This is a genomic window from Sulfurimonas sp., from assembly GCF_027056685.1.
Lineage (GTDB): Bacteria > Campylobacterota > Campylobacteria > Campylobacterales > Sulfurimonadaceae > Sulfurimonas.
This window is the reverse complement of record NZ_JALUKE010000226.1, coordinates 1-19,129: the sequence shown is the minus strand read 5'-3', so window position 1 is coordinate 19,129 and position 19,129 is coordinate 1. Positions and strand designations below refer to the sequence as shown.

The 19,129-nt window shown below is 33.5% G+C and carries 17 protein-coding genes; 2 read left to right on the top strand and 15 right to left on the bottom strand.

Features of this window, described 5'->3' with window-relative positions; all coding sequences use genetic code 11:
- Both MVY38_RS09965 and MVY38_RS09960 read right to left on the bottom strand, forming a co-directional pair.
- A partial coding sequence (locus MVY38_RS09965) for a hypothetical protein (protein ID WP_297485756.1) occupies positions 1-726 on the bottom strand: 726 nt, incomplete at its 3' end.
- A 16-nt stretch (positions 727-742) separates the two neighbouring features.
- On the bottom strand, positions 743-2,302 hold the full coding sequence (locus tag MVY38_RS09960) for an EAL domain-containing protein (RefSeq protein ID WP_297485754.1): 1,560 nt from the start codon (positions 2,300-2,302) through the stop codon (positions 743-745).
- Between the two features lie 101 nt (positions 2,303-2,403).
- Between MVY38_RS09960 and MVY38_RS09955 the strand changes: the two genes are divergently transcribed.
- Positions 2,404-3,072: a uracil-DNA glycosylase gene (locus tag MVY38_RS09955; protein WP_297485759.1), complete on the top strand. Its 669-nt coding sequence runs from the start codon at positions 2,404-2,406 to the stop codon at positions 3,070-3,072.
- Here the strand turns inward: MVY38_RS09955 and MVY38_RS09950 are convergent.
- Both MVY38_RS09950 and MVY38_RS09945 read right to left on the bottom strand, forming a co-directional pair.
- Positions 3,069-6,110 (bottom strand): AAA family ATPase, encoded by a 3,042-nt coding sequence (locus MVY38_RS09950; protein ID WP_297485752.1) that lies wholly within the window; start codon positions 6,108-6,110, stop codon positions 3,069-3,071. The genes MVY38_RS09955 and MVY38_RS09950 overlap by 4 nt on opposite strands.
- Positions 6,107-7,294 carry an exonuclease SbcCD subunit D C-terminal domain-containing protein gene (locus tag MVY38_RS09945; protein ID WP_297485750.1) on the bottom strand — a complete coding sequence of 396 codons (1,188 nt, stop codon included), beginning with the start codon at positions 7,292-7,294 and terminating at the stop codon, positions 6,107-6,109. Before MVY38_RS09945 ends, MVY38_RS09950 begins: the two co-directional genes overlap by 4 nt.
- Positions 7,295-7,440: 146 nt before the next feature.
- Here MVY38_RS09945 and MVY38_RS09940 point away from each other — a divergent pair, with 146 nt between their 5' ends.
- Entirely contained in the window at positions 7,441-8,745 is a 1,305-nt protein-coding gene (locus tag MVY38_RS09940; RefSeq protein ID WP_297485747.1) for a hypothetical protein, read from the top strand.
- Here MVY38_RS09940 and MVY38_RS09935 read toward each other — a convergent pair.
- From MVY38_RS09935 to MVY38_RS09885, 11 genes are all read right to left on the bottom strand, one after another.
- On the bottom strand, positions 8,742-9,869 hold the full coding sequence (locus tag MVY38_RS09935) for an MFS transporter (RefSeq protein WP_297485745.1): 1,128 nt from the start codon (positions 9,867-9,869) through the stop codon (positions 8,742-8,744). The two genes, MVY38_RS09940 and MVY38_RS09935, sit on opposite strands and share 4 nt — an antisense overlap.
- 5 nt (positions 9,870-9,874) lie before the next feature.
- Entirely contained in the window at positions 9,875-10,255 is a 381-nt protein-coding gene (locus tag MVY38_RS09930; RefSeq protein ID WP_297485742.1) for a YbgC/FadM family acyl-CoA thioesterase, read from the bottom strand.
- 66 nt (positions 10,256-10,321) lie between these two features.
- Positions 10,322-10,954, bottom strand: coding sequence for an NAD(P)H-dependent oxidoreductase (locus tag MVY38_RS09925; RefSeq protein ID WP_297485740.1), 633 nt, complete (start codon positions 10,952-10,954; stop codon positions 10,322-10,324).
- 15 nt (positions 10,955-10,969) lie between these two features.
- Entirely contained in the window at positions 10,970-11,929 is a 960-nt protein-coding gene (locus MVY38_RS09920) for a 6-phosphofructokinase (RefSeq protein WP_297485738.1), read from the bottom strand.
- 27 nt (positions 11,930-11,956) lie between these two features.
- Complete coding sequence (gene gap / locus MVY38_RS09915) at positions 11,957-12,952, bottom strand: type I glyceraldehyde-3-phosphate dehydrogenase (protein WP_297485736.1); 996 nt, start codon at positions 12,950-12,952, stop codon at positions 11,957-11,959.
- 86 nt (positions 12,953-13,038) lie between these two features.
- Positions 13,039-15,144, bottom strand: coding sequence for a methyl-accepting chemotaxis protein (locus tag MVY38_RS09910; RefSeq protein ID WP_297485758.1), 2,106 nt, complete (start codon positions 15,142-15,144; stop codon positions 13,039-13,041).
- 4 nt (positions 15,145-15,148) lie between these two features.
- On the bottom strand, positions 15,149-16,108 hold the full coding sequence (locus tag MVY38_RS09905; RefSeq protein ID WP_297485734.1) for an A/G-specific adenine glycosylase: 960 nt from the start codon (positions 16,106-16,108) through the stop codon (positions 15,149-15,151).
- A complete protein-coding gene (locus tag MVY38_RS09900; RefSeq protein WP_297485733.1) occupies positions 16,102-16,908 on the bottom strand; it encodes a peptide deformylase in 807 nt (268 codons plus the stop codon). Before MVY38_RS09900 ends, MVY38_RS09905 begins: the two co-directional genes overlap by 7 nt.
- A 29-nt stretch (positions 16,909-16,937) precedes the next feature.
- A complete protein-coding gene (locus MVY38_RS09895; protein WP_297485731.1) occupies positions 16,938-17,315 on the bottom strand; it encodes a hypothetical protein in 378 nt (125 codons plus the stop codon).
- A 9-nt stretch (positions 17,316-17,324) separates the two neighbouring features.
- Positions 17,325-18,782, bottom strand: coding sequence for a sensor domain-containing diguanylate cyclase (locus MVY38_RS09890; protein ID WP_297485729.1), 1,458 nt, complete (start codon positions 18,780-18,782; stop codon positions 17,325-17,327).
- 122 nt (positions 18,783-18,904) lie between these two features.
- Positions 18,905-19,129 (bottom strand): DUF4395 family protein (locus MVY38_RS09885; RefSeq protein WP_297485727.1); only part of this gene is annotated, 225 nt, incomplete at its 5' end.

Here is a 19,129-nt window from a genome sequence, read left to right as displayed (position 1 = left end):
ATTAAGCAGGTTTACTTTTTGGTCTAAAATTATTAAATAACTATAGGCATTTTTAAAATCTTGTATATCTATAAAATGTTTGATTTCTCTTGCTAAATCGTAAAGCTTATGCATAAAAATTACTATTTCACCCTCTCTCTCAAATGCACATGCTTTCATAAGCAGTTTAAAATCAAGTGATTCTATCCATCTGTTTGACTCAGAATTTTCATACATCAATTCGGGAACATTTTGAAAGTCATTCGCAAGAAATTCTAAAAAATCCTTATACCATCTATTATGAGACATAATATCCATCTCAATATTTATAGCATCTATTCTTTCATAGGTAAAGTTTAATGTATCTTTTGCAGAAGCTTGCAGATAGCCTTTGCTCAAACCCTGAATAAGCTTATTCATTCGTACTATAAATGCATCATCATCGTACTCTATAATTTGGTGATGAATAGCATAAAGAATGTCCTCTTTTAATTTTTCGAGTGTGTCAATCCATAAGAATGCTGGTACACGATATTTATTATAAAGAGTTGCACCTGAAATACTAAAATGCTCCAAAAGTTCTGTACTCTGTAGAGTTAGTGCGCTATCCATCTCTTCATGTATTTTTTGCAAAATACTTTTTATAGCTTCTCTTGATGTAATGAATGGACCAATTCCAATATTTTGTATTGCTTCTTCAATGAAGTTTTTGAAAAGTTCATCAATGACTTCTTCGATTTTTTTCATAACATACTCCTAAAAATCACTTAATATCTAAAGAGGGCTCATCAATATAAAAGCCTTGTGAATAGTCTATGCCCAAATCAATAACTTTATCCATCACTACGCTTGAATGTACATACTCTGCAATAGTTTTCATCCCAAGTTTTTTGGCAAAATTCACAATGGTTTCTACTACAATCATAGATGATTCATTAACATCAATATTTTCAATAAGTGTACCATCCAATTTAATATAATCTGCTTCAATTTTCACAAGATATGAAAAATTTGAATACCCACTTCCAAAATCATCTATGGCAATTTGCGCACCATAGCGTCTTACTTCAGAAATAAATCTATCTACTTTTTTAAAGTCTTGTATTGCTTCACTCTCAAGTATCTCAAATGTAACACGAGAAGATGCCTTTGAATCATGCAATGTTTGCATAATAAAATGAAACATTTCACTGCTCATAATATCTTCAATTGAGAGATTAATACTAAATTCATAGTGACTATTTTCAAAAAAATCAAAAGATTTTCTAATAATACATTTCGTTACCTCATTATAAGCCTTAATATTTTTTGCAATAGGTATAAAAACAGCAGGAGATATAATTTTTTCATTTGAATCTATCATTCTTGCCAGACATTCATACTTAACAACTTTGCCATTTTTATTGTCCAAAATAGCTTGATAATATGGCACAATCTTATCGTTTTCAACTGCCTCTCTGACAATGTGCGAAAAACTTAAATTACGACTATATTCATCTTCAAAATGCATTCTATCTTCATATATCCAGTAACGCACGCCCTTTTGTCTTGCATACATCAATGCCATTGAAACTTTTGAAAAAACATTGTTGTTATCTCGTATGGATGTTGATCCTAGGGTAAAATCTATATATATTTGTGCTTCTCTATACATAACATCTATTTTAGAGATTTTTTCATATACCTCTTCAATATACTTTTTTAGAGCATAAAAACCTAAATTATGATCCAATGTAATAGCATATTCAGCACCAGAGAGTCTATATACTTTATTATCTTCTAAGACCTCTTTTAAGTATTTTCCTACAGTCTCTAAAACATAATCACCTACTATAAATCCATAAAAAGTATTTATTTTTTGAAAATTATCAATTTTAAGTAGAATCAGTCCTGGATTATCCAGTTCTTCCAAATCTTTTCGTAGTTGATACAAATTTGGAAGTTGTGTTAAATGATCAGTAAAATATTTTTTAAATAACTCAGACCGATAATCATCTATACAATCAATTTTTTCTGAATTATCAAGATATAACTCTTTTAATACTTCATCACTAATGTCATCAATATCTTCGATTTTTATAGAAAAAAGGTTCACTGATGTTGCAATTTTATCATCATGTTTTAAAAAAACTATTTTCGCTTCCGGATAGATATGTATCAAATCTTTATAGAGGGTTTGTACAAGAACTGTATTGTGCAAATAAGAGACAATATGGATTAATAATTTTTCATATTTTCCCTTTTGAATATCCCGAACAATTGATGGCACTTCTGCTGAAGATTTTAAAACAAAGTTTTTAATTTCTAAAATATTTTTTTGCATATAACTCCTAATCCTTTAGGTAGCTGTATAATAACATATTTTTCTCATAAAGTGTAGTTTAACCACATTTTAATTATACTCTCAATATATTTTAAAACTTGGTGGTTTTCTTGAAATCTTATCAGAATCTTGTTTTATTGCAAAATCTCTACAGACTCAAAGCTACAGGCTTTGAATACATCGACCATTTTGATCTAAATATGAGACAAAGTGATGAAGTTCCTAGTAGTTTATCACAATTATCACATGACATCACATCGTGTCACTTATGCGATTTGAGTAAATCTAGATCTCAAAGTATGAGTGGTTTTGGAAGTGAAAATGCAGAGTTATTTATTGTTGATTATATTGTCTCACAAGCACAAGATTCTACAAATTCTTACTACAATGCAAGATCTGGAGAAACCCTTAAAAAAATGATAGAAAATGTGGTAAAAATTGATGTAAAAGATGCCTATCTTACCCACGCAATCAAATGTAAACCACTCCAATCTAATAGGCCATCCCCATCAGAATGGAACTCATGTAAAAACTATCTTTTTTCACAAATTGAGTTTATAAAGCCAAAGGTCATCGTCACTTTAGGTCCAGAGGCTTACAGCCATCTCACAGGAGATAATGAAAATTTTGAAAATGTACGCGGACATGTCATAGACTACAAAAACTACAAACTCATACCAATTTATCATCCACAATATCTACTACGAAATCCAGAGTTAAAAAAGATAACTATGAATGATTTAAAAACCATTAAAAGCTGCCTTGTTTAATCCACCTCAACCCTACTCGTCCCATCTCCATTAGGAACAACCCTTATCTGCAGAGGTATGCGTTCTTTTAACGCCTTTACATGAGAAATGACTCCCACCATTTTACCACTTGTTTGCAAAAGGTTGAGTGCATTGAGTGCAGTCTCTAAACTCTCGGTATCAAGCGTTCCAAAGCCCTCATCTAAAAAGAGAGAATCTATGGCTATTTTTTGACTTGCTAGCTCTGAGAGACCCAGTGCAAGAGCTAGACTCACTATAAAACTCTCTCCACCAGAGAGTGTGCTTACAGGTCGTTCTACATTTCCTTGGTAGCTGTCTACTATTTCAAGTTCTAAGAGTTTTTCTTGGTTTCTAGCCAAAGTGTAGCGAGGACTCAATACCTCTAAATGCTGATTTGCCAAACTTATAAGCTGATCGAGCGTAATGCCTTGTGCAAACTTTTTAAACTTTGTTCCATCAGCAGAGCCTACAAGTTCATTAAGTTTTACCCACACTCCAAAGGCCTCTTTTTTCTCTTGCAATGCTGCTATGCGTTTTTGAAATCTATTGCTATTTTCTTGGTTTAACTCTAGCTCTTTTTTACTGCTTCCTATGCTCTCTTGCAAAGCATCTGCTTTTTGAGTTAAAAGTGCTAGCAATATTTCAAGCTCTTTTACTGTTCTTTGCGTAAGAGGTTCTTTTTTATGCTCTTGAAGTTGATGCTCCGTCTCCTTATAAAGTGTTTGTATCTCTTTATATCTATTTTCTATATCATTACAAAACTTTGTAAGTTCTTCTCGCTCTTGAGTCTCAAGCATTGCACTCTTAAGTTCTTCTTCATCAGAAAAACCATTCTGCTCATAAAGTTCTTCAAGCGATTTTTTTAACACTTCAAGCTTTGCACTCTCCTCTTCTATTTGCAACTCTAAACTTTTTTTAGCCTCTTGACGCTCTTGTTTTTTAATCGTAAGTGTATGTAACGCAGCTCTAGACTCCTGTTCCTCTTTTTGTGCCGCTTTGTATTTTGTAGAGACTTCTTGCTCATATACATCTAAATCAGCTACATTAAGAACCTCCACCCGTTTTGCAACAAAAGCGTTTATATTCTCCTGCAATGCTTTTATACTATTTTGTAGCACTTCTATCTCTTTAGTAAATAACCTTAGCTGCGTTTGACTCTCCCCTTTTTGCACATTACAGACATTCAGCTCTTTTTCTAACTTTTTCAAAGCCTCTACATTTTCTACATACCTATTTTTAGATTCTATAAGCTCTTGGTACTTCTCATCTATCTCTGTATCATTCACATCAAAAGAGTGTTTTTCAAAAAGTTCTCTTTGCTCTTGTATCTCTTTATCAATGTTTTCAATCTCTAACTCTCTCTTTTGAACTTCTGAACTCTTTAAAGCCAAAAGAAGTTCTAGTTCTTGCAAATCCTTCTCTTTTGCTTGCAACTCTTTGAGCTCTTTTTGTAACATCTCTTTTGTTGCATTCACACTAACACTCTTTATTGTCTTAGCGTATGGATGTTCTGTTGCTCCACAAAGAAAACAGGCTTCACCCGCTACAAGGAGTTCACGATCTGCTTCATACTTTTTGAGGAGTTGTTCTCTCTCTAGTTTTTCACGCAGTGTCTCTATATGTCGTTTTATCTCTTCTATATGCTCAATAGAGATCTTTTGTCTCTCTTTCAATGATTTTATAAGAACCCTACTCTTATCATTCTCTTGAATATCACTCTCTTTTTTATTAAGAAGTTTTCTATATATTTTAATATTTTGTTCTATTATGCCAAGTGTCGTAAATAGCTCTTCATCTTTTCTATGTTTTTGTAAATATTCATTTTTCATCGCTATCTGCGTTTGAATATCTTCTTGCTTTTGTAAATGCAACACAAAACTCTTTTTTGCTTTTTGCAAAGCTTCTTCTTTACTTTGAAGCAACTTCTCTTCTTTGACAAGCCTTATGCGGTTCTCCTCTTCTTTCGTCTTTATCTCACGAGCAGCTTTTATCTTCTCTACTGCAACACTATACTCACGCTCCTCTTTTTCAAACATCTCTTGTATGTTTACATATTTAGCACTACTCTTTTGTAGCTCCTCATCTAAAAGAGTAAGTTCATCTGCAAGTTTTACGCTCTTACTTCTACTAGCTTGCAGACTCTCATGAAGTTGCTTATACGATGAAAAAGTGCCAAAAACATTCAATGCCCGTTGTGCTAAAGATAATCTTTCAAATGAACCTCTATTTTCTTCTTTTTCCTTTATTACTTCAGCTAGCATACTTTCATATTTTTTAATATTACTTTGGAGTTCCACAAGCCTATGTGACCAATGAAGTGCCCTATTTAGTTTATGAAGCTCTTTGTCATTTTCTATTTTTTTAGCAATGTTTTCATCAAGCTCTTTTTGCTTTTGTGCAACGACCTCTTTATCTAGCAGTTCAATCGAGTCCAAAACCCTCTGCTCACCATCCATCTCTTGTTGCAAAAGACGATGCTTATCAAAAACAGCTTTTGAGATCTCTGCATATATTTGTGTTCCTGTTATCTTCTCAAGTAAAACAGATCGCTCTTTTTCATCTGCTTTTAAAAAAGCATCAAAACTCCCTTGAGCAAGAAGCATAGACTGTGTAAAACGAGAAAAATCAAGCCCTGAAAGTTCCTCTATCTTTTTTGGAACTTCTCTTGATTTAAGTGGTAAAATCTTATCTTCCTGTAAATCTACAAGCTCCATAGTAGCACTCTGAAATGCTCCATCATGCTTTTTTCTCGCGCGTCTTTGTTTCCATGAAGAGCGATACACCCTCCCCTTTATCTCAAACTCCACTTCACAGTAGGCTTCACCACAGTTTTTTGACATCAAATCATTTGGATTTTTCAGTCTTGCTGTTCGCCCATACAAAGCACATGAGATGATGTCAAGCAGCGTACTCTTTCCAGAACCCGTAGGACCTGTAATGGCAAAAAGTGCATTCTCTTGTGTGAGTTGCGCAAAATCAATCTCCGTCTTTCCTTTTAGTGAGTTAATATTTAGCGATTTCAGAGAGAGAATTTTCATGCGTTTTGTACCTCTGCAACAATATTTTTAAAGTTTTTAATAAGCTCATTTCGTAATGCTTCATCTTGCAATTCATCTTTTTCCAGACGCTTCTCAAACAAATCAAGAGGGGTAAGCTCATCCAAGCTTATGACCTTAAAATCTTCTCTATGCAGAGCCTGCTCACTCTTGTCTATTTTCACCGCTAAAAGTGTCAACCCCAACTCTTCGGCTTTCTCTCGTATGACTTGATTTGCATAAAAAGGGTTTTCATCATTGACATGCACCTCTATCCAACTCTCTTTATCTTTGACTGCGTTTAACTCTTCTAAAATTGTACTCGTATTCCCACAAAGCACTAAAAGAGGTCGATAGAGCGGTATATTTACTTCACGCACACTCGGAGTTTTCCCACTAAATGTGATAATGTTTACCTTTTTTTCAGATGATGCTTCACTAAAACTCAGCGGAATTGGCGAACCGGAGTAGCGTACATGATCAGAACCAACTTTTTGATTACTATGCAGATGTCCTAAAGCTACATAATCAAACTTCTCTCTTAAAAAATTACTATCTAAATCAAGCGTTGTACCTATGTATATTTCACGCTCAGATTCACTTGTTTTTGCACCTACAGTTGTGAGATGCCCTGTAGCAATAATGGGTACATCATTCGTTTTTGCAACAGCCAATGCCTCTTTGTAAACGCAGTTGTAATGCTCTTTAATTCCCTGCGTTAAAGCGTTCTCTTTTTCACTCATGCTTTGAGCATCAAGTGACTTACGCACTACATAGTCGCGTAAAAAAGGAACAGCACAAACAATTCCACTGAGTCTCTCTTGCTCATATATGAGAATAACTTCCTCTTCATCCGCATCACCACTTGTTATAAGATGAATATTAAGCGCTTTTAGAAGCTGTTTTGGGGCTTTTAGTGTGGCAATAGAATCGTGATTTCCTGCTGTTATGATGATATTTTCACATGATGAGTGAGAGAGTTTTGTAAGAAAATTGTAGTAGAGTTCAAGCGCATAGTTTGGTGGCGTACCTGTGTCAAAAATATCTCCAGCGACAATAAGTACACTGATCTCTTCCTTCTCTATAAGTTCAAGAAGCCAAGTTAAAAATGCCTGATGCTCCTCTTCTCTACTTTTTCCCATAAAACTTTGACCTAGATGCCAATCTGATGTGTGTAATATTTTCAAGCACTACCTTTTTTAAATATTTAGCTTTATACTAATACCAATCCCAACTAATTAGTTGGGATTGGTATAACATTATATTTTAAAATACTTTGCAATAGTTAAAATTTTTATACTCTTATTAAATTCAATCCGATATAATGCCACTTATGAAATTATCTATAAAATTATTACTACTTTTTTTTACTCCTTCTATTATGTTTGCACAAAGCTTTATGATTTCACCAATACCACTACCAAAAACTTATATTGAAAATCTTGATCCTTATGAGTGTAATGATATGTGTCTTCAAGATTTTCTTGACAAGGGGATGATATTCTCTTTTATGGCACATGCCGATCATAAACTTAACAACAAAGCACTCGATGACATTAGAAAAATGAATGTCTCTGTCCTTAATTTAGGAGCTTTTAACAGTCGTGGTGATTTAAATATAGCTATGCTGCTACCATACAATAAAATAGGAAAGTATGCTGCATCTACCACAAACGCAGTTTTTTCCTACCTAATGACAAAAAGTAACTCTTTTTCACTCAAAAGTTACAAAATTGAGAGCGAAAATATTGGTGATATAGAGGCTGCGTTTAGAAAAATTAAAGCAGATGGTTATGATTATGTCATAGCACCTTTGACAAAAAAAGGCGTTGATAATGTCATTGCTATAGATCCAAATCTAAATATTTACTTTCCAACTATTAACAAAAATGATGTCAATTCTACTTCACCCTATCTCTATTTTGGTGGTATCAACTACAAACAGCAGAGTAAACTTCTTCTAAAAGAGGCTGTTTCTCCTCTCGTTATTTTTTCTGATAGATCACATACAGGAAAAGAGCTGGCTACATACCAAAAAGAGGAATTTTTACATCCAACCATAGATGTAAATGAAAGTATGTCTTATGCAGATGAAGTGAGTGTCTATAATATGCAAGCAGATACAAGTGAAAATGCTTTACCAGAAGATGAAAATCTTAGTGACGAGAAACACGTCATCAATTACACAATTTCAAGAAGAACGACAAATTTGGAACGCTATCTCAAAGATAATGAAAAGATAAACGATGCCTCATTTTTTATAAATACACCTGTCATTAAAACAGGAATGATTATGTCACAGCTAACACTTTATGATACAAATACGACAAATATTCTCTCAACACAAATAAATTATGATCCTCTTATTTTGTCTATGACACAATATAGAGATAGAAAAAAGATGATAATAGCAAACTCAATTACGCAAGAGAACAATGTCCTTATAGAAGCAAATTCACTCCTACACAACGACATTGTTTATGACTGGATAAATTACTCTACAACCATAGGAATAGACTACTTTTACAAATTAATTACAGGTGAGCCTAGAGAGTATAAAATTCCAATGCAAGAGAATCAAATTCAGTATAATATAGAACTTATTAGACCAGGTCTCTCGAAGTTTTCCAAATATTAAGCTTTTTTTAGAAGTAGTATAAGAAACATCAAACTCATACCTGCTTCACTAAAAAGCATTGCACTCTCAAAACCATATAGTTGCCAAATATAGCCTATGGCTAAAGCACCTAAAGCGGTTGAGATAGCAACACCACCATAAAAAACACCAAACACAAAACCTTTTGATGAGGCGTAAGCAGATATGTAACTTCTCACTGCGTTTAGACTAAAAATAGTAAATAACCCAAGCGATGTAAACGCAGCCCATAACTCTACATCCATCAAAGAAACCGATAATAATCCAAAAACAAATGCAAGTTGCAAAGTACGAATAACACCTATTTTATCACTCAAATAACCGCTGTAATAACTCGACAAACTCTGAATTGCAGTGAGTAACATTACAAATAGAGGAATAGTACTCAGAGCATAACCATCTGTTTTTGCCTTTAAAATAAAAAACTGGTCACTCATAATAAAAAAGACAAATATAAAGTAGATAATCAAGATTGGTAAAAGTTTATAATCTACTGCGTTTAACACACCACTCTCTTTCTTCTTTTTTTTCGGTGCATCTTTGACAAAAAAGAGTGCAATAAAAGTAGCAATAAGTCCTGGAATAATTGTTAATTCAAATATAGTACGAATGGAATGTTCATCTTTGGATATAAACATAAAAATAAGAAAGATAATAAGCGCCCCACTTAACTCCCCTGAAATATCCATCATCTTATGAAAACCAAAAGTTTTGCCATGGGAATTGTTTTTTACATAACTGCTAATAAGCGAATCTTTTGAAGCACTTCTCACCGCTTTTCCCATTCTCTCAACACCACGCAAAAGGGCAACACTGGTAAATGTAGTTGAAAATGCCAACAATGGCTTTGAAACAGCAGAAATAAAATACCCACTCACAACAAATGGTTTTACTATTTGATACTTATCACTCAAATAACCAAAAAGTATGCGAAAAGCATAGGAAATAAAAGTAGAAATAGCAATGATAATACCGAGCTTATCCACACCCTCATGTAAAACATAGATGACAAATATAGGCAACAGTGTTGTAATCATATTTGATGCCATATCTGTAAAAAAACTCACCCAGCCAAGATAGATGACATTTTTATCAATATTTTTCATAATACCTACTCTTCAAAAAGAGATAAAATCATATCTTTAGTCTCTTTATTCATCTTCTGTATCTTTGCATAAAAGTTAATATGCACAAGCAATATTTCCAACTCAAATATTTTCTCATCATCTCTAAAAATAGTCTGTTTAAGCGTAAAAGAAGCAGCTTTCATCTCTATAAGCTGCGTTTGAATATCTAACATATCTCCAAGTTTTGCACTCTTAAAAAAATCAGCATTCACCTTACGAGCCACAAAATGTCCATCTTCTAAAACAGGATTTTTACTGCGTTTAAAAAAGGCTTCAGAACGTGCCCTTTCGCAAAAATTGAGGTAGTTTGAGTGGTACACAACACCACCTACATCGGTATCTTCGTAATAAACTCGTATCTGCACTCTATTGCTCCTTATTTCTTGCATTAACAGTTTAATACATACAAAAAAACTAATTAAATTGAAATATTATTTTATAAACGCAACAACTTCTTCAAAAGGACGTCTTATCTGCGCTGGTTGTTCATTTAAACGGTAGCCAAAAGGAAGCACCAAAGAGAGTTGAAATTTCGTTGTATCTAGCTCTAAAAGCTCTTCTACCTGCTTCTTATCAAATCCCTCAATGGGACAAGAGTCTATGCCTATAAACGCAGCAGCATTCATCATATTTGCTACTGCAAGGTAAGTCTGTTTTGAAGTCCATGCATAAATTTTTTCATCACTGCTAAGTGTATCTTTTAAGTGCCCTGCATAAAGGTTCATATACATATCTAAACTCTCTTGTGGCATTTGACGTCTTGCAAATCGTTTTTCTACTTCACCAGATGCCACTTTCACACTTTCAATACCAGCTAGAACTATTACAAGGTGAGAACAACTTGTAATCTGCGCTTGATTCCAGCAAGAGTGTCGTAACTTTGCTTTTAGCTCTTCATTTGTAATTACCAAAAACTTCCACGCTTCCATACCAAAAGAGGATGGGGATTTTCTTGCAACTTCTAAGATATAAAGCATATCTTTATCAGAAATCTTTTTACTCTCATCAAACATCTTGCAAGCATGCCTAAAATTCATCGTTTTCATACATTCATTCTCTAACATTTTATGCTCCATCTTTTAATCTAAATATTTAATAGAATCTATAAGCTTTTGAGATAAAACATATTTTTTTGAACAAACCTCTTCTATCTCTATAAATGAAAGCTCACCCTTGTTATATATAACAACTTTGTTTGAATCTTTATGTGCAAGCAAATAATCTACAGCAGCTATGGTAAAGTCAAATGCCATAAGACGGTCATATACAGTAGGATTACCCCCTCTTTGAATATGACCGAGTATGCTCACTCTTGTCTCAAGCCCAAGCTCTTTTTCAATCCAGTCATGAATTTCTGAACTTTTATTTGTTCCCTCTGCGACAATGGCAAGGACATATCTTCTGCCATTGTCAATTTCAGCTTTCAGTCGTTTTTGCACATTCTCTTTATCAAATTCCACTTCAGGAATAACACAAATTTCTGCACCACTCACTACGGCTGAGACAGCAGCAAGATAACCACATTCTCGTCCCATTACCTCAACAATAAACGCACGATTAAAAGAAGATGCTGTATCACGGATTTTATCTATGGCATCACGAATAACATTTAAAGAGGTATCGACACCTAGACAATATTCACTCCCATAAATATCATTGTCAATCGTGGAGGGAATACCCACAAAATTTATGGAAAACTCAGAGCTAAAAACTTCCATAGCTCGAAAAGAACCATCACCACCAAGAACTACTATACCATCTATATCGAGTGCTTTTAAGTTTTCATAGGCCTGTTTTCTATATTTGTGTTCATAAAATCTTTTGGAGCGTGAAGAGCGAATGATAGTACCACCAAGATGTACAATACCTGCAACATCTTTGTAAGAGGCTTCTTTTATATTGTTATCTATGAGTCCTTCAAGACCATCATAAATAAAGTAGCTTTTTTCACCTTTGTCGTAGACATAATCAACAAATTTTTTAATGGCAGGATTCATGCCGGGAGCATCACCTCCTGAACAAATAATAGCTAATGACATAAATCCTCTCCTCTTTATATAAAGTTTTTAGTTGTTTCCGACAAAGACACACATATCTACAAGTCTTGAACTATATCCCCACTCATTGTCATACCATGCTAGAACTTTTACAGTTTTACCATCGACAACGCTTGTCATATCTGGTACATAAGTTGAGCTATATGTAGAACCAATAAAATCACTAGATACTCTTTTGTCATAATCAACTTCTAAAAGACCAGCAAAGTTTGTTTTTGAAGCTTTCTCAAACGCAGCGTTAATATCTTCAACTGTTACATCTTTTTTCAAGTTTACAGTTAAGTCAACTACAGAAACATCAGGAGTAGGAACACGCATAGCGTAGCCGTTAAGCTTCCCTTTTAGCTGAGGCATAACAAGAGCCATAGCCTTTGCAGCTCCCGTTGTTGTAGGAATAAGATTAACCGCCGCTGCACGCGCACGACGCATATCTTTATTATGTTTTACATCTAAAATATTTTGATCATTTGTATAAGAGTGTATAGTTGTCATCAAACCATTTTCAATTCCAAACTCATCATCTAAAATCTTACAAAGAGGAGCAAGTCCATTTGTTGTACAACTTGCGTTTGAGATAATTGCCTCGCCTTTATAATCATCAGTGTTAATATTTATAACATAAGTAGGAGTATCATCTTTTGCAGGAGCACTCATTACAACTTTTTTCACACCATCTTTGAGGTAAGCCTTTGCTTTTTGGGTCGTTAAAAATACACCCGTACACTCTATAACAACTTCTGCACCTGCTTTACCAAACTCAAGTTCTTCAGGGTTACGAGTAGAACTCATAGCAACAGTTTTACCATTAATCATAATTGTTTTTTCATCAAGAACTTTTGCATCGACACCGCTATGTACACTGTCATATTTAAAAAGGTACTCAAGCATATCTGGTTTTGCAGTAGTATTAATCGCTACAAGTTCAATGTCATCTCTACTTGTAACAATCTTTGCTACAATCATTCCTATTCTACCAGTCCCATTTATTGCCACTTTTACAGCCATATTCCAATCCTTTTTAATTTACTCTATTTTATTAATGACATTGTATTTTTTTTCATATTAAAACATCATTTAATTTGCAATATTTATCACTCTTTCATCATTGAATCTAACTGCACAAAGAGTTCAAGTGAAGCTTTTTCTGCATCTTTAAAGAGTGCAATAATTTCATCTATCTCTTTACTTTGAAGTTTGCTCATAGCCTTTGCAATATCATCATGAACCCTTTTATGTGGTGCTTGAATTGCTTTAAAGTTACTACTTAATCCAAAATGACTTTTTCCCTCTTTTGCATACCATTTTCCAAACATACAACTCTCTTGGTCTGTAAGCTCAAAGTTTAACTTTCCTTCAAGCATAGAAGAATAGGCATGATTTTTATATACCATATGGTCAAGTTTAGCCATATTCGCGAAAAGTTCATGACCAATGATTTCATTATCTCTTGTAATGATTTTACTATTTTCAATTAACTGCGCAAGGGTATCTACAAATTCATCAAGTGTACTTTGCGACTCCACCGAGTGCAACTCAATTTTTTCACTATTTTCACTCATACTAATAGAGTTTTGTTTTAATACACTAATATTTGCTTCCACTTCACTTGTCGCTTTTTGTGTACGCTCTGCGAGTTTTCTTACCTCATCAGCAACTACGGCAAAGCCCCGTCCATGTTCACCTGCTCGTGCTGCTTCTATGGCTGCGTTTAGTGCCAAGAGATTCGTCTGGTCAGATATATCTTTAATAAGAGAAATAACATTGTAAATCTCTTCAACATTCGTATTTAGCTCCTGGGCAGAATTTCTTGATTCACTTACCATCTCTGTAATGTTATGAATGGCATTTTTAATATTACCTGTTGATTCAGTAACCTCTTGAATAACATTAGAGGTCTGTTCATTAAGTTCATTTGCCTGATTAACACTTTGAACACTTTCATTCATACTGCTTCGTAAATTATCAGCATTCTTTACCGCACCACCAATCATTTCAGCAGAGAGTGCAAGTGTCAGTCTGTTGTTTTGAGCAACAGACTCGGCAATTTTTGCTGCTTTTTCAGCTTCTATTGCGTTTTCTTGCGCATCAAGGGCAATTTGCTCTACCTTATCCAAGAAAGTATTAAAACTTTTACTAGCACGCCCTAGTTCATCATCACTATTGACTGGCATTCTTTTGCTCAAATCAGCATCACCTTGTGCCAATTCACTTGCTACTCTATCGAGATTAAGTATAGGATCTGTAACCGACTTTTTAATAATAATAAGTAAAAATAGTAAAATTAACAGATCAATAAATGACATAATGTAAACTTGTCGCAAAAGAGAATCTTTAGATTGTGATATGACACTATTTACATTTGCTATTTTATTACCAACCAATGCATACCCCACAACTTTTTCAGAAAAATCTTTAATAGGTTCTGAGACAATAAAATATTTATTCGTCATTTGAAAGTGCCCTATTTTATTGATTTGAATATGTTTCAAATCTTCAAAAAAATCAGGATTTATAACCTTTTGTTTTACTGCCAAAGTATACTCTTGAAGTTTTGGAGCATTTTTCAGTTTTGTAGCAATGGAGAGCAAATCATTTTTCATCACTATGACAATATCATAATCATGATTTTTTCTTGCAGATTTAACAATAGAGTTAAGTCCCTGCATAAACTCTACAGAACCAATATATTTACCATGTTCAATAACAGGAGCAAGACCTCTTAGAACTAAACCAGCACGCCCAAGTTCAATGGCAATTATAGGCTTTTTCTCTTTTTTAACAGCAACAATGGTATGTCTAAAACCACTCAAATCATCACCATATTTATTTGGCTTCCACGCTCTTAAAAAGCTATGAATATTTGCATCGTGAATATGCACCTTAATATTTTTATAATTTGTGTACTCTTTAAACTCTTTTGAGAGATCATTGAGTCCTTCTATTGCCACTGTTCTGTTGTTTTCAAGAAGTGCACGCACAACACTATAATTTTCTGATATATTAATAGCATTAGTAAGCCCTATATCCTCTTTCGCATGCATTAAGCTTTTATATGTCAATGCTAAAGATTTTTGTTCTTTATTATAAACATTATTGGTTAAATCTTTAATAGAGTACAAGTAATTCACTAAAACTATTAAAAAGCCTATTAAAATAGACACCACTAGTGGTATATGTACCTTTTTGCTGATTGACATAGATTTAAAATCCATATATTTCCCCCTTTTTTTCGATAAAAACAGCCGCTTTTTTCGTTAATGATGAAATCGGTGCATTTTCCAGTTCTTGTAATTCTACCCAGACAAATTCATCTGTAATCTCATCAACATGATAAAGATTAACAGTGAGTCTGTACTTCGTATAAGAGTGTTTAAACGCAGCAATGAAGTTCTCTTCTATTGGTTCGGTATCTGGAAGTACCAACATCCCTTTATAGAGCTTCTCTTGTGATGTTCTCAATGCTATTTTACCATCTTTTATGTATAGTGCGTAAAAAAGTTCAAGACTCTCATACTCTTTTTTCTTTTTTTGTGTATAGAGCTCAGGTTCGACACGTCCAACACACTCTAAACGCAATGGACAGACTTCACATTGTGGATTTTTAGGCAAACAAACCAATGAACCCAAATCCATTAAAGCAAGATTATGCGCTCTAGCATTAGCTGCGTTTAGGAATGCAGCGGCATATTCCCAGAGAGTTTTATCTTGAACCGCTAAGAGTCCAAAGTAGCGTTTTAGCACTCTTGCTATATTTGTATCGACTACAGGGACATTTTGTCTGTATCCAAAGCTGCAAATTGCACTTGCCGTGTATTTGCCTATTCCTGGTAGTTTTAAAAGCTCTTTTTTCTCACAAGGGAGTCCCTTTACTGCAAGTTGCGCAGTTTTATGCAAATTTCTCGCCCTAGAGTAGTACCCCAATCCACTCCAAAGTGCAAAAACTTCATCGAGTTCTGCTTCTGCTAAAGTTTGTATAGTAGGAAATCTTGCTAAAAATTTTGGATAATATTCATCTCTTACACGATTAACCTGAGTCTGCTGCAGCATAATTTCACTGATATAAATATGATAAATATTATCTGTTTTACGCCACGGAAGTTCGTGGCGTCCATTTACCTCATACCAACCTAAAAGAGCATTGTGTGCAGATTTATTTACCATACGAAAAAATAATTTAAAGCGAAAAGAACAAGAAGCTTAAAAGCTGAGATTGCAGTAACACCTATTATATTACCAATCTGGCAAGAACTACAATTTTTATACTGTCGTCCTTCATACTGTGCATAAAAAAAGTAAATTACCAAAAGAGAAAGCATAAAGAGCATAGTGTAGTTTTCTACTACTTTTAAAATTACTAAATTTGCATCACTGAGAAAGAAAGAAAATGCTACACCCACAAGCGCAGCAATAAATGTATATTTAAAAGTATGCAAGATTTTGTCGCGCTTAAAGACGGTTGGACAACCATTATCTGTAATTGCGTTTGTACCAAACTCCAATTTTGAATCAAACAATTTTCTCTCGGCATCATCAAGTCTAACTCTAAAATTTGATCCAAAAGAGTAGTCGAGTTTACGCTGTATAATGATGGAGCGTTCCCCCTCAGCTTCTAAAAACTGCTGGTTTTCTTCTCTATCTTCATACATCACTTTTATTTTTTTATAACGCTTTGTTTTTGCACTTAAACCTGGAAAATATGCAGTAGTCTCAACACTCTCTACACTCCCCTCTCGTTTAATGACTCTAGCATTTATAAGCTCAATATAATCATCGCCATCTTTAAGCACTATAACATTGTAAGGAGACCCTATCTGAAACGCAGCCAATGCATTCAAATCATTTGCTTTCATAGTATCTTTGAGATCATCAATCAGTTTGAAAAGTTCTGCATCAAATAGGCGTACATTTGCACCAAATTCCAAACTTGGCGTTTGCGGATAGGTAATAATCTCTTTAATCATAATCTCTCACTTTTTTTTAATATCAAATTTTAGCTAAAAAGAGCCATATAAATCAAAAATGGATACACAGTTAATCCAATATATGGCAGCATCCAATGAATTGGTGTTTGTAACATCATAGACATTTCAGAAGAGACCTCTTTGTCTATAAATATCTGCTTCATTAAGATGAGTTTTGTAGCAATATCAGCTGACTTTATGGCAAAAAGTAATAATGCATAAATATTATAATGGGTAGAAATCATAAAACTCGCTGCAAAATAAAATGTAGGATGCATCAACAAAAAGACGAAAATACTTCTTTTGTAATAGTGATACATTCTAAGTAACATTCCCTGCATTGTATCAGCTTTTTGCCACTGTACTTCATAAAGTTCAAACGCAATGTAGATAACTATATAAATCATATCTCTTCTTTAATGGGTTTCATAAACAGTTACACTATTTTTACCATTTTCTTTACTTTTATAGAGTGCTTTATCTGCAAGGTTTATCATCTCTTCTAAAGAGTCTAACATTCCATAAGCAACTCCAAATGAAACTGTATAACAAAATTTATATTTATTACTTACTATAACATTTACTGCAAACTCTTTACGTATTTTTTCAAGTAATATTTCTGTATCTTTTAAGGAAATATCATCAAGCAATATACAAAACTCTTCCCCTCCAAATCTTGCAAAAAGGTCAGACCTTCTTAGGTGCTTATCTAAAATCTTTTTAATTTGCATAATGCCAACATCACCAGCCTTATGTCCATATCTATCATTAATTTTTTTAAAGTTATCAATATCCAGCATAACTACGGCTACAGGGCTTTTTTTTCTTTGTGCTTTTAAAAAAACAGTTACGCCAACATCAAAAAAGTAGCGTCTATTGTAGGCACCTGTTAAATAATCTTTAGTTGCCTGCTCTTGCAGTTTTTTCATAACTGTTCTTGATTTTTCATAGAGCCTTGCAATTACGACAAAAAGCATTAAAAAGAATAAAAATGGCATGATATATCCAAAAGTTTTCAGCCATATCAAACTTGCTTTTTGAAAATATATAAATGTAAATGGTGTACCCTCTATTTTATGAACAAAAATAAAATTGCCATCAACATACTCTACCTTTCCTTCTGTGTCATCTGCGTTAAGTAACTCTTTTGAGAGATATTTATCTGCTCTATAAATTTTACTTCTGTTAAAATCTTGAATAAGATTACTACTGCCTACGATTTGCAATTTATCATTGTAGAGTAAACTTTTATTTTCCAAAGTATCTAAATTAAAAAATATATTGTCAATGTGATTAAGAGTAATGTCAATATCTACAGTGCCTAAAAATTCTCCTTTTACATAAACGGGTTTTCCTATTGTAATCATCAAACCTTTTCCAATAAGGTCCGTATATAAAGGAGTAAAAAAAAGCCTTGCGTTTGGATTATATTTGGGTGTTGCATAAGCAAAAAATGGCTCTTTTTCCATCTCTATATTCAAAGCAAAGTCATCTGCAGAAATGTGAGGATAGACCACAGTAAAATGATGTTTTGAAAAATAATAAACCCATGCAAATTTTTTGTTTTGAGTAGAAACAAGTTTAAGATTTTCTGATAAAAAGAGTGCTGCTGCCTGCTCTTTTGCATAACACTTATCAGCTTTACTATTAGGCAAAGCCAGTAAATTTGCCCTATTTATTAAATTATTGCCTTCTGATGTAAAATTAAATTTATCTTTATTGCTCAGTATTTGTGTTGCACTCAATTGAAGATAATTAACAGCAGCTTTTGCATTACTTGCCTTAAAACTGATGGTAGAAGCTATATTTCTCGCTACATGTTCCATTTCGCTTGTCTGCTTTTTATTTACAAAAACAAAAAACAAAACACTCATAAACAATGATATAAGAAAAATTATTTTAATATATCCCATATCTATCCTTCATCATTTTTTTCATTATAACACACTGTTTTAATAAATATATTAAGGGCACCTCTAAATAGAATCGGCAGATCCTACAAATGATTCATAAAGTTTGGATATATTTTTTTAATAATAAAATAAATTTTGCACCCTATGCAATAATCAAAAAAGACATCAAGCAAAGAGCAGGCTAAAAAAACAAGCGCTATGGACAAAGAGAGCAACCAAATATGTAAAAAATATGTAACAATAAGAGATGTTACAAAAAACAGACCAAAATATCCAGCCAATTTTTTTGCACCGCCATCAGTATATTT

What these genes read in the sequence shown, in the direction of transcription:
- MVY38_RS09960 (WP_297485754.1), bottom strand. Translation starts at nt 2,302, where the DNA reads ATGCAAAAAAATATTTTAGAAATTAAAAACTTTGTTTTAAAATCTTCA.
- MVY38_RS09950 (WP_297485752.1), bottom strand. Translation starts at nt 6,110, where the DNA reads ATGAAAATTCTCTCTCTGAAATCGCTAAATATTAACTCACTAAAAGGA.
- MVY38_RS09940 (WP_297485747.1), top strand. Translation starts at nt 7,441, where the DNA reads ATGAAATTATCTATAAAATTATTACTACTTTTTTTTACTCCTTCTATT.
- MVY38_RS09935 (WP_297485745.1), bottom strand. Translation starts at nt 9,869, where the DNA reads ATGAAAAATATTGATAAAAATGTCATCTATCTTGGCTGGGTGAGTTTT.
- MVY38_RS09925 (WP_297485740.1), bottom strand. Translation starts at nt 10,954, where the DNA reads ATGTTAGAGAATGAATGTATGAAAACGATGAATTTTAGGCATGCTTGC.
- MVY38_RS09920 (WP_297485738.1), bottom strand. Translation starts at nt 11,929, where the DNA reads ATGTCATTAGCTATTATTTGTTCAGGAGGTGATGCTCCCGGCATGAAT.
- gap (WP_297485736.1), bottom strand. Translation starts at nt 12,952, where the DNA reads ATGGCTGTAAAAGTGGCAATAAATGGGACTGGTAGAATAGGAATGATT.
- MVY38_RS09910 (WP_297485758.1), bottom strand. Translation starts at nt 15,144, where the DNA reads ATGTCAATCAGCAAAAAGGTACATATACCACTAGTGGTGTCTATTTTA.
- MVY38_RS09905 (WP_297485734.1), bottom strand. Translation starts at nt 16,108, where the DNA reads ATGGTAAATAAATCTGCACACAATGCTCTTTTAGGTTGGTATGAGGTA.
- MVY38_RS09900 (WP_297485733.1), bottom strand. Translation starts at nt 16,908, where the DNA reads ATGATTAAAGAGATTATTACCTATCCGCAAACGCCAAGTTTGGAATTT.
- MVY38_RS09895 (WP_297485731.1), bottom strand. Translation starts at nt 17,315, where the DNA reads ATGATTTATATAGTTATCTACATTGCGTTTGAACTTTATGAAGTACAG.
- MVY38_RS09890 (WP_297485729.1), bottom strand. Translation starts at nt 18,782, where the DNA reads ATGAGTGTTTTGTTTTTTGTTTTTGTAAATAAAAAGCAGACAAGCGAA.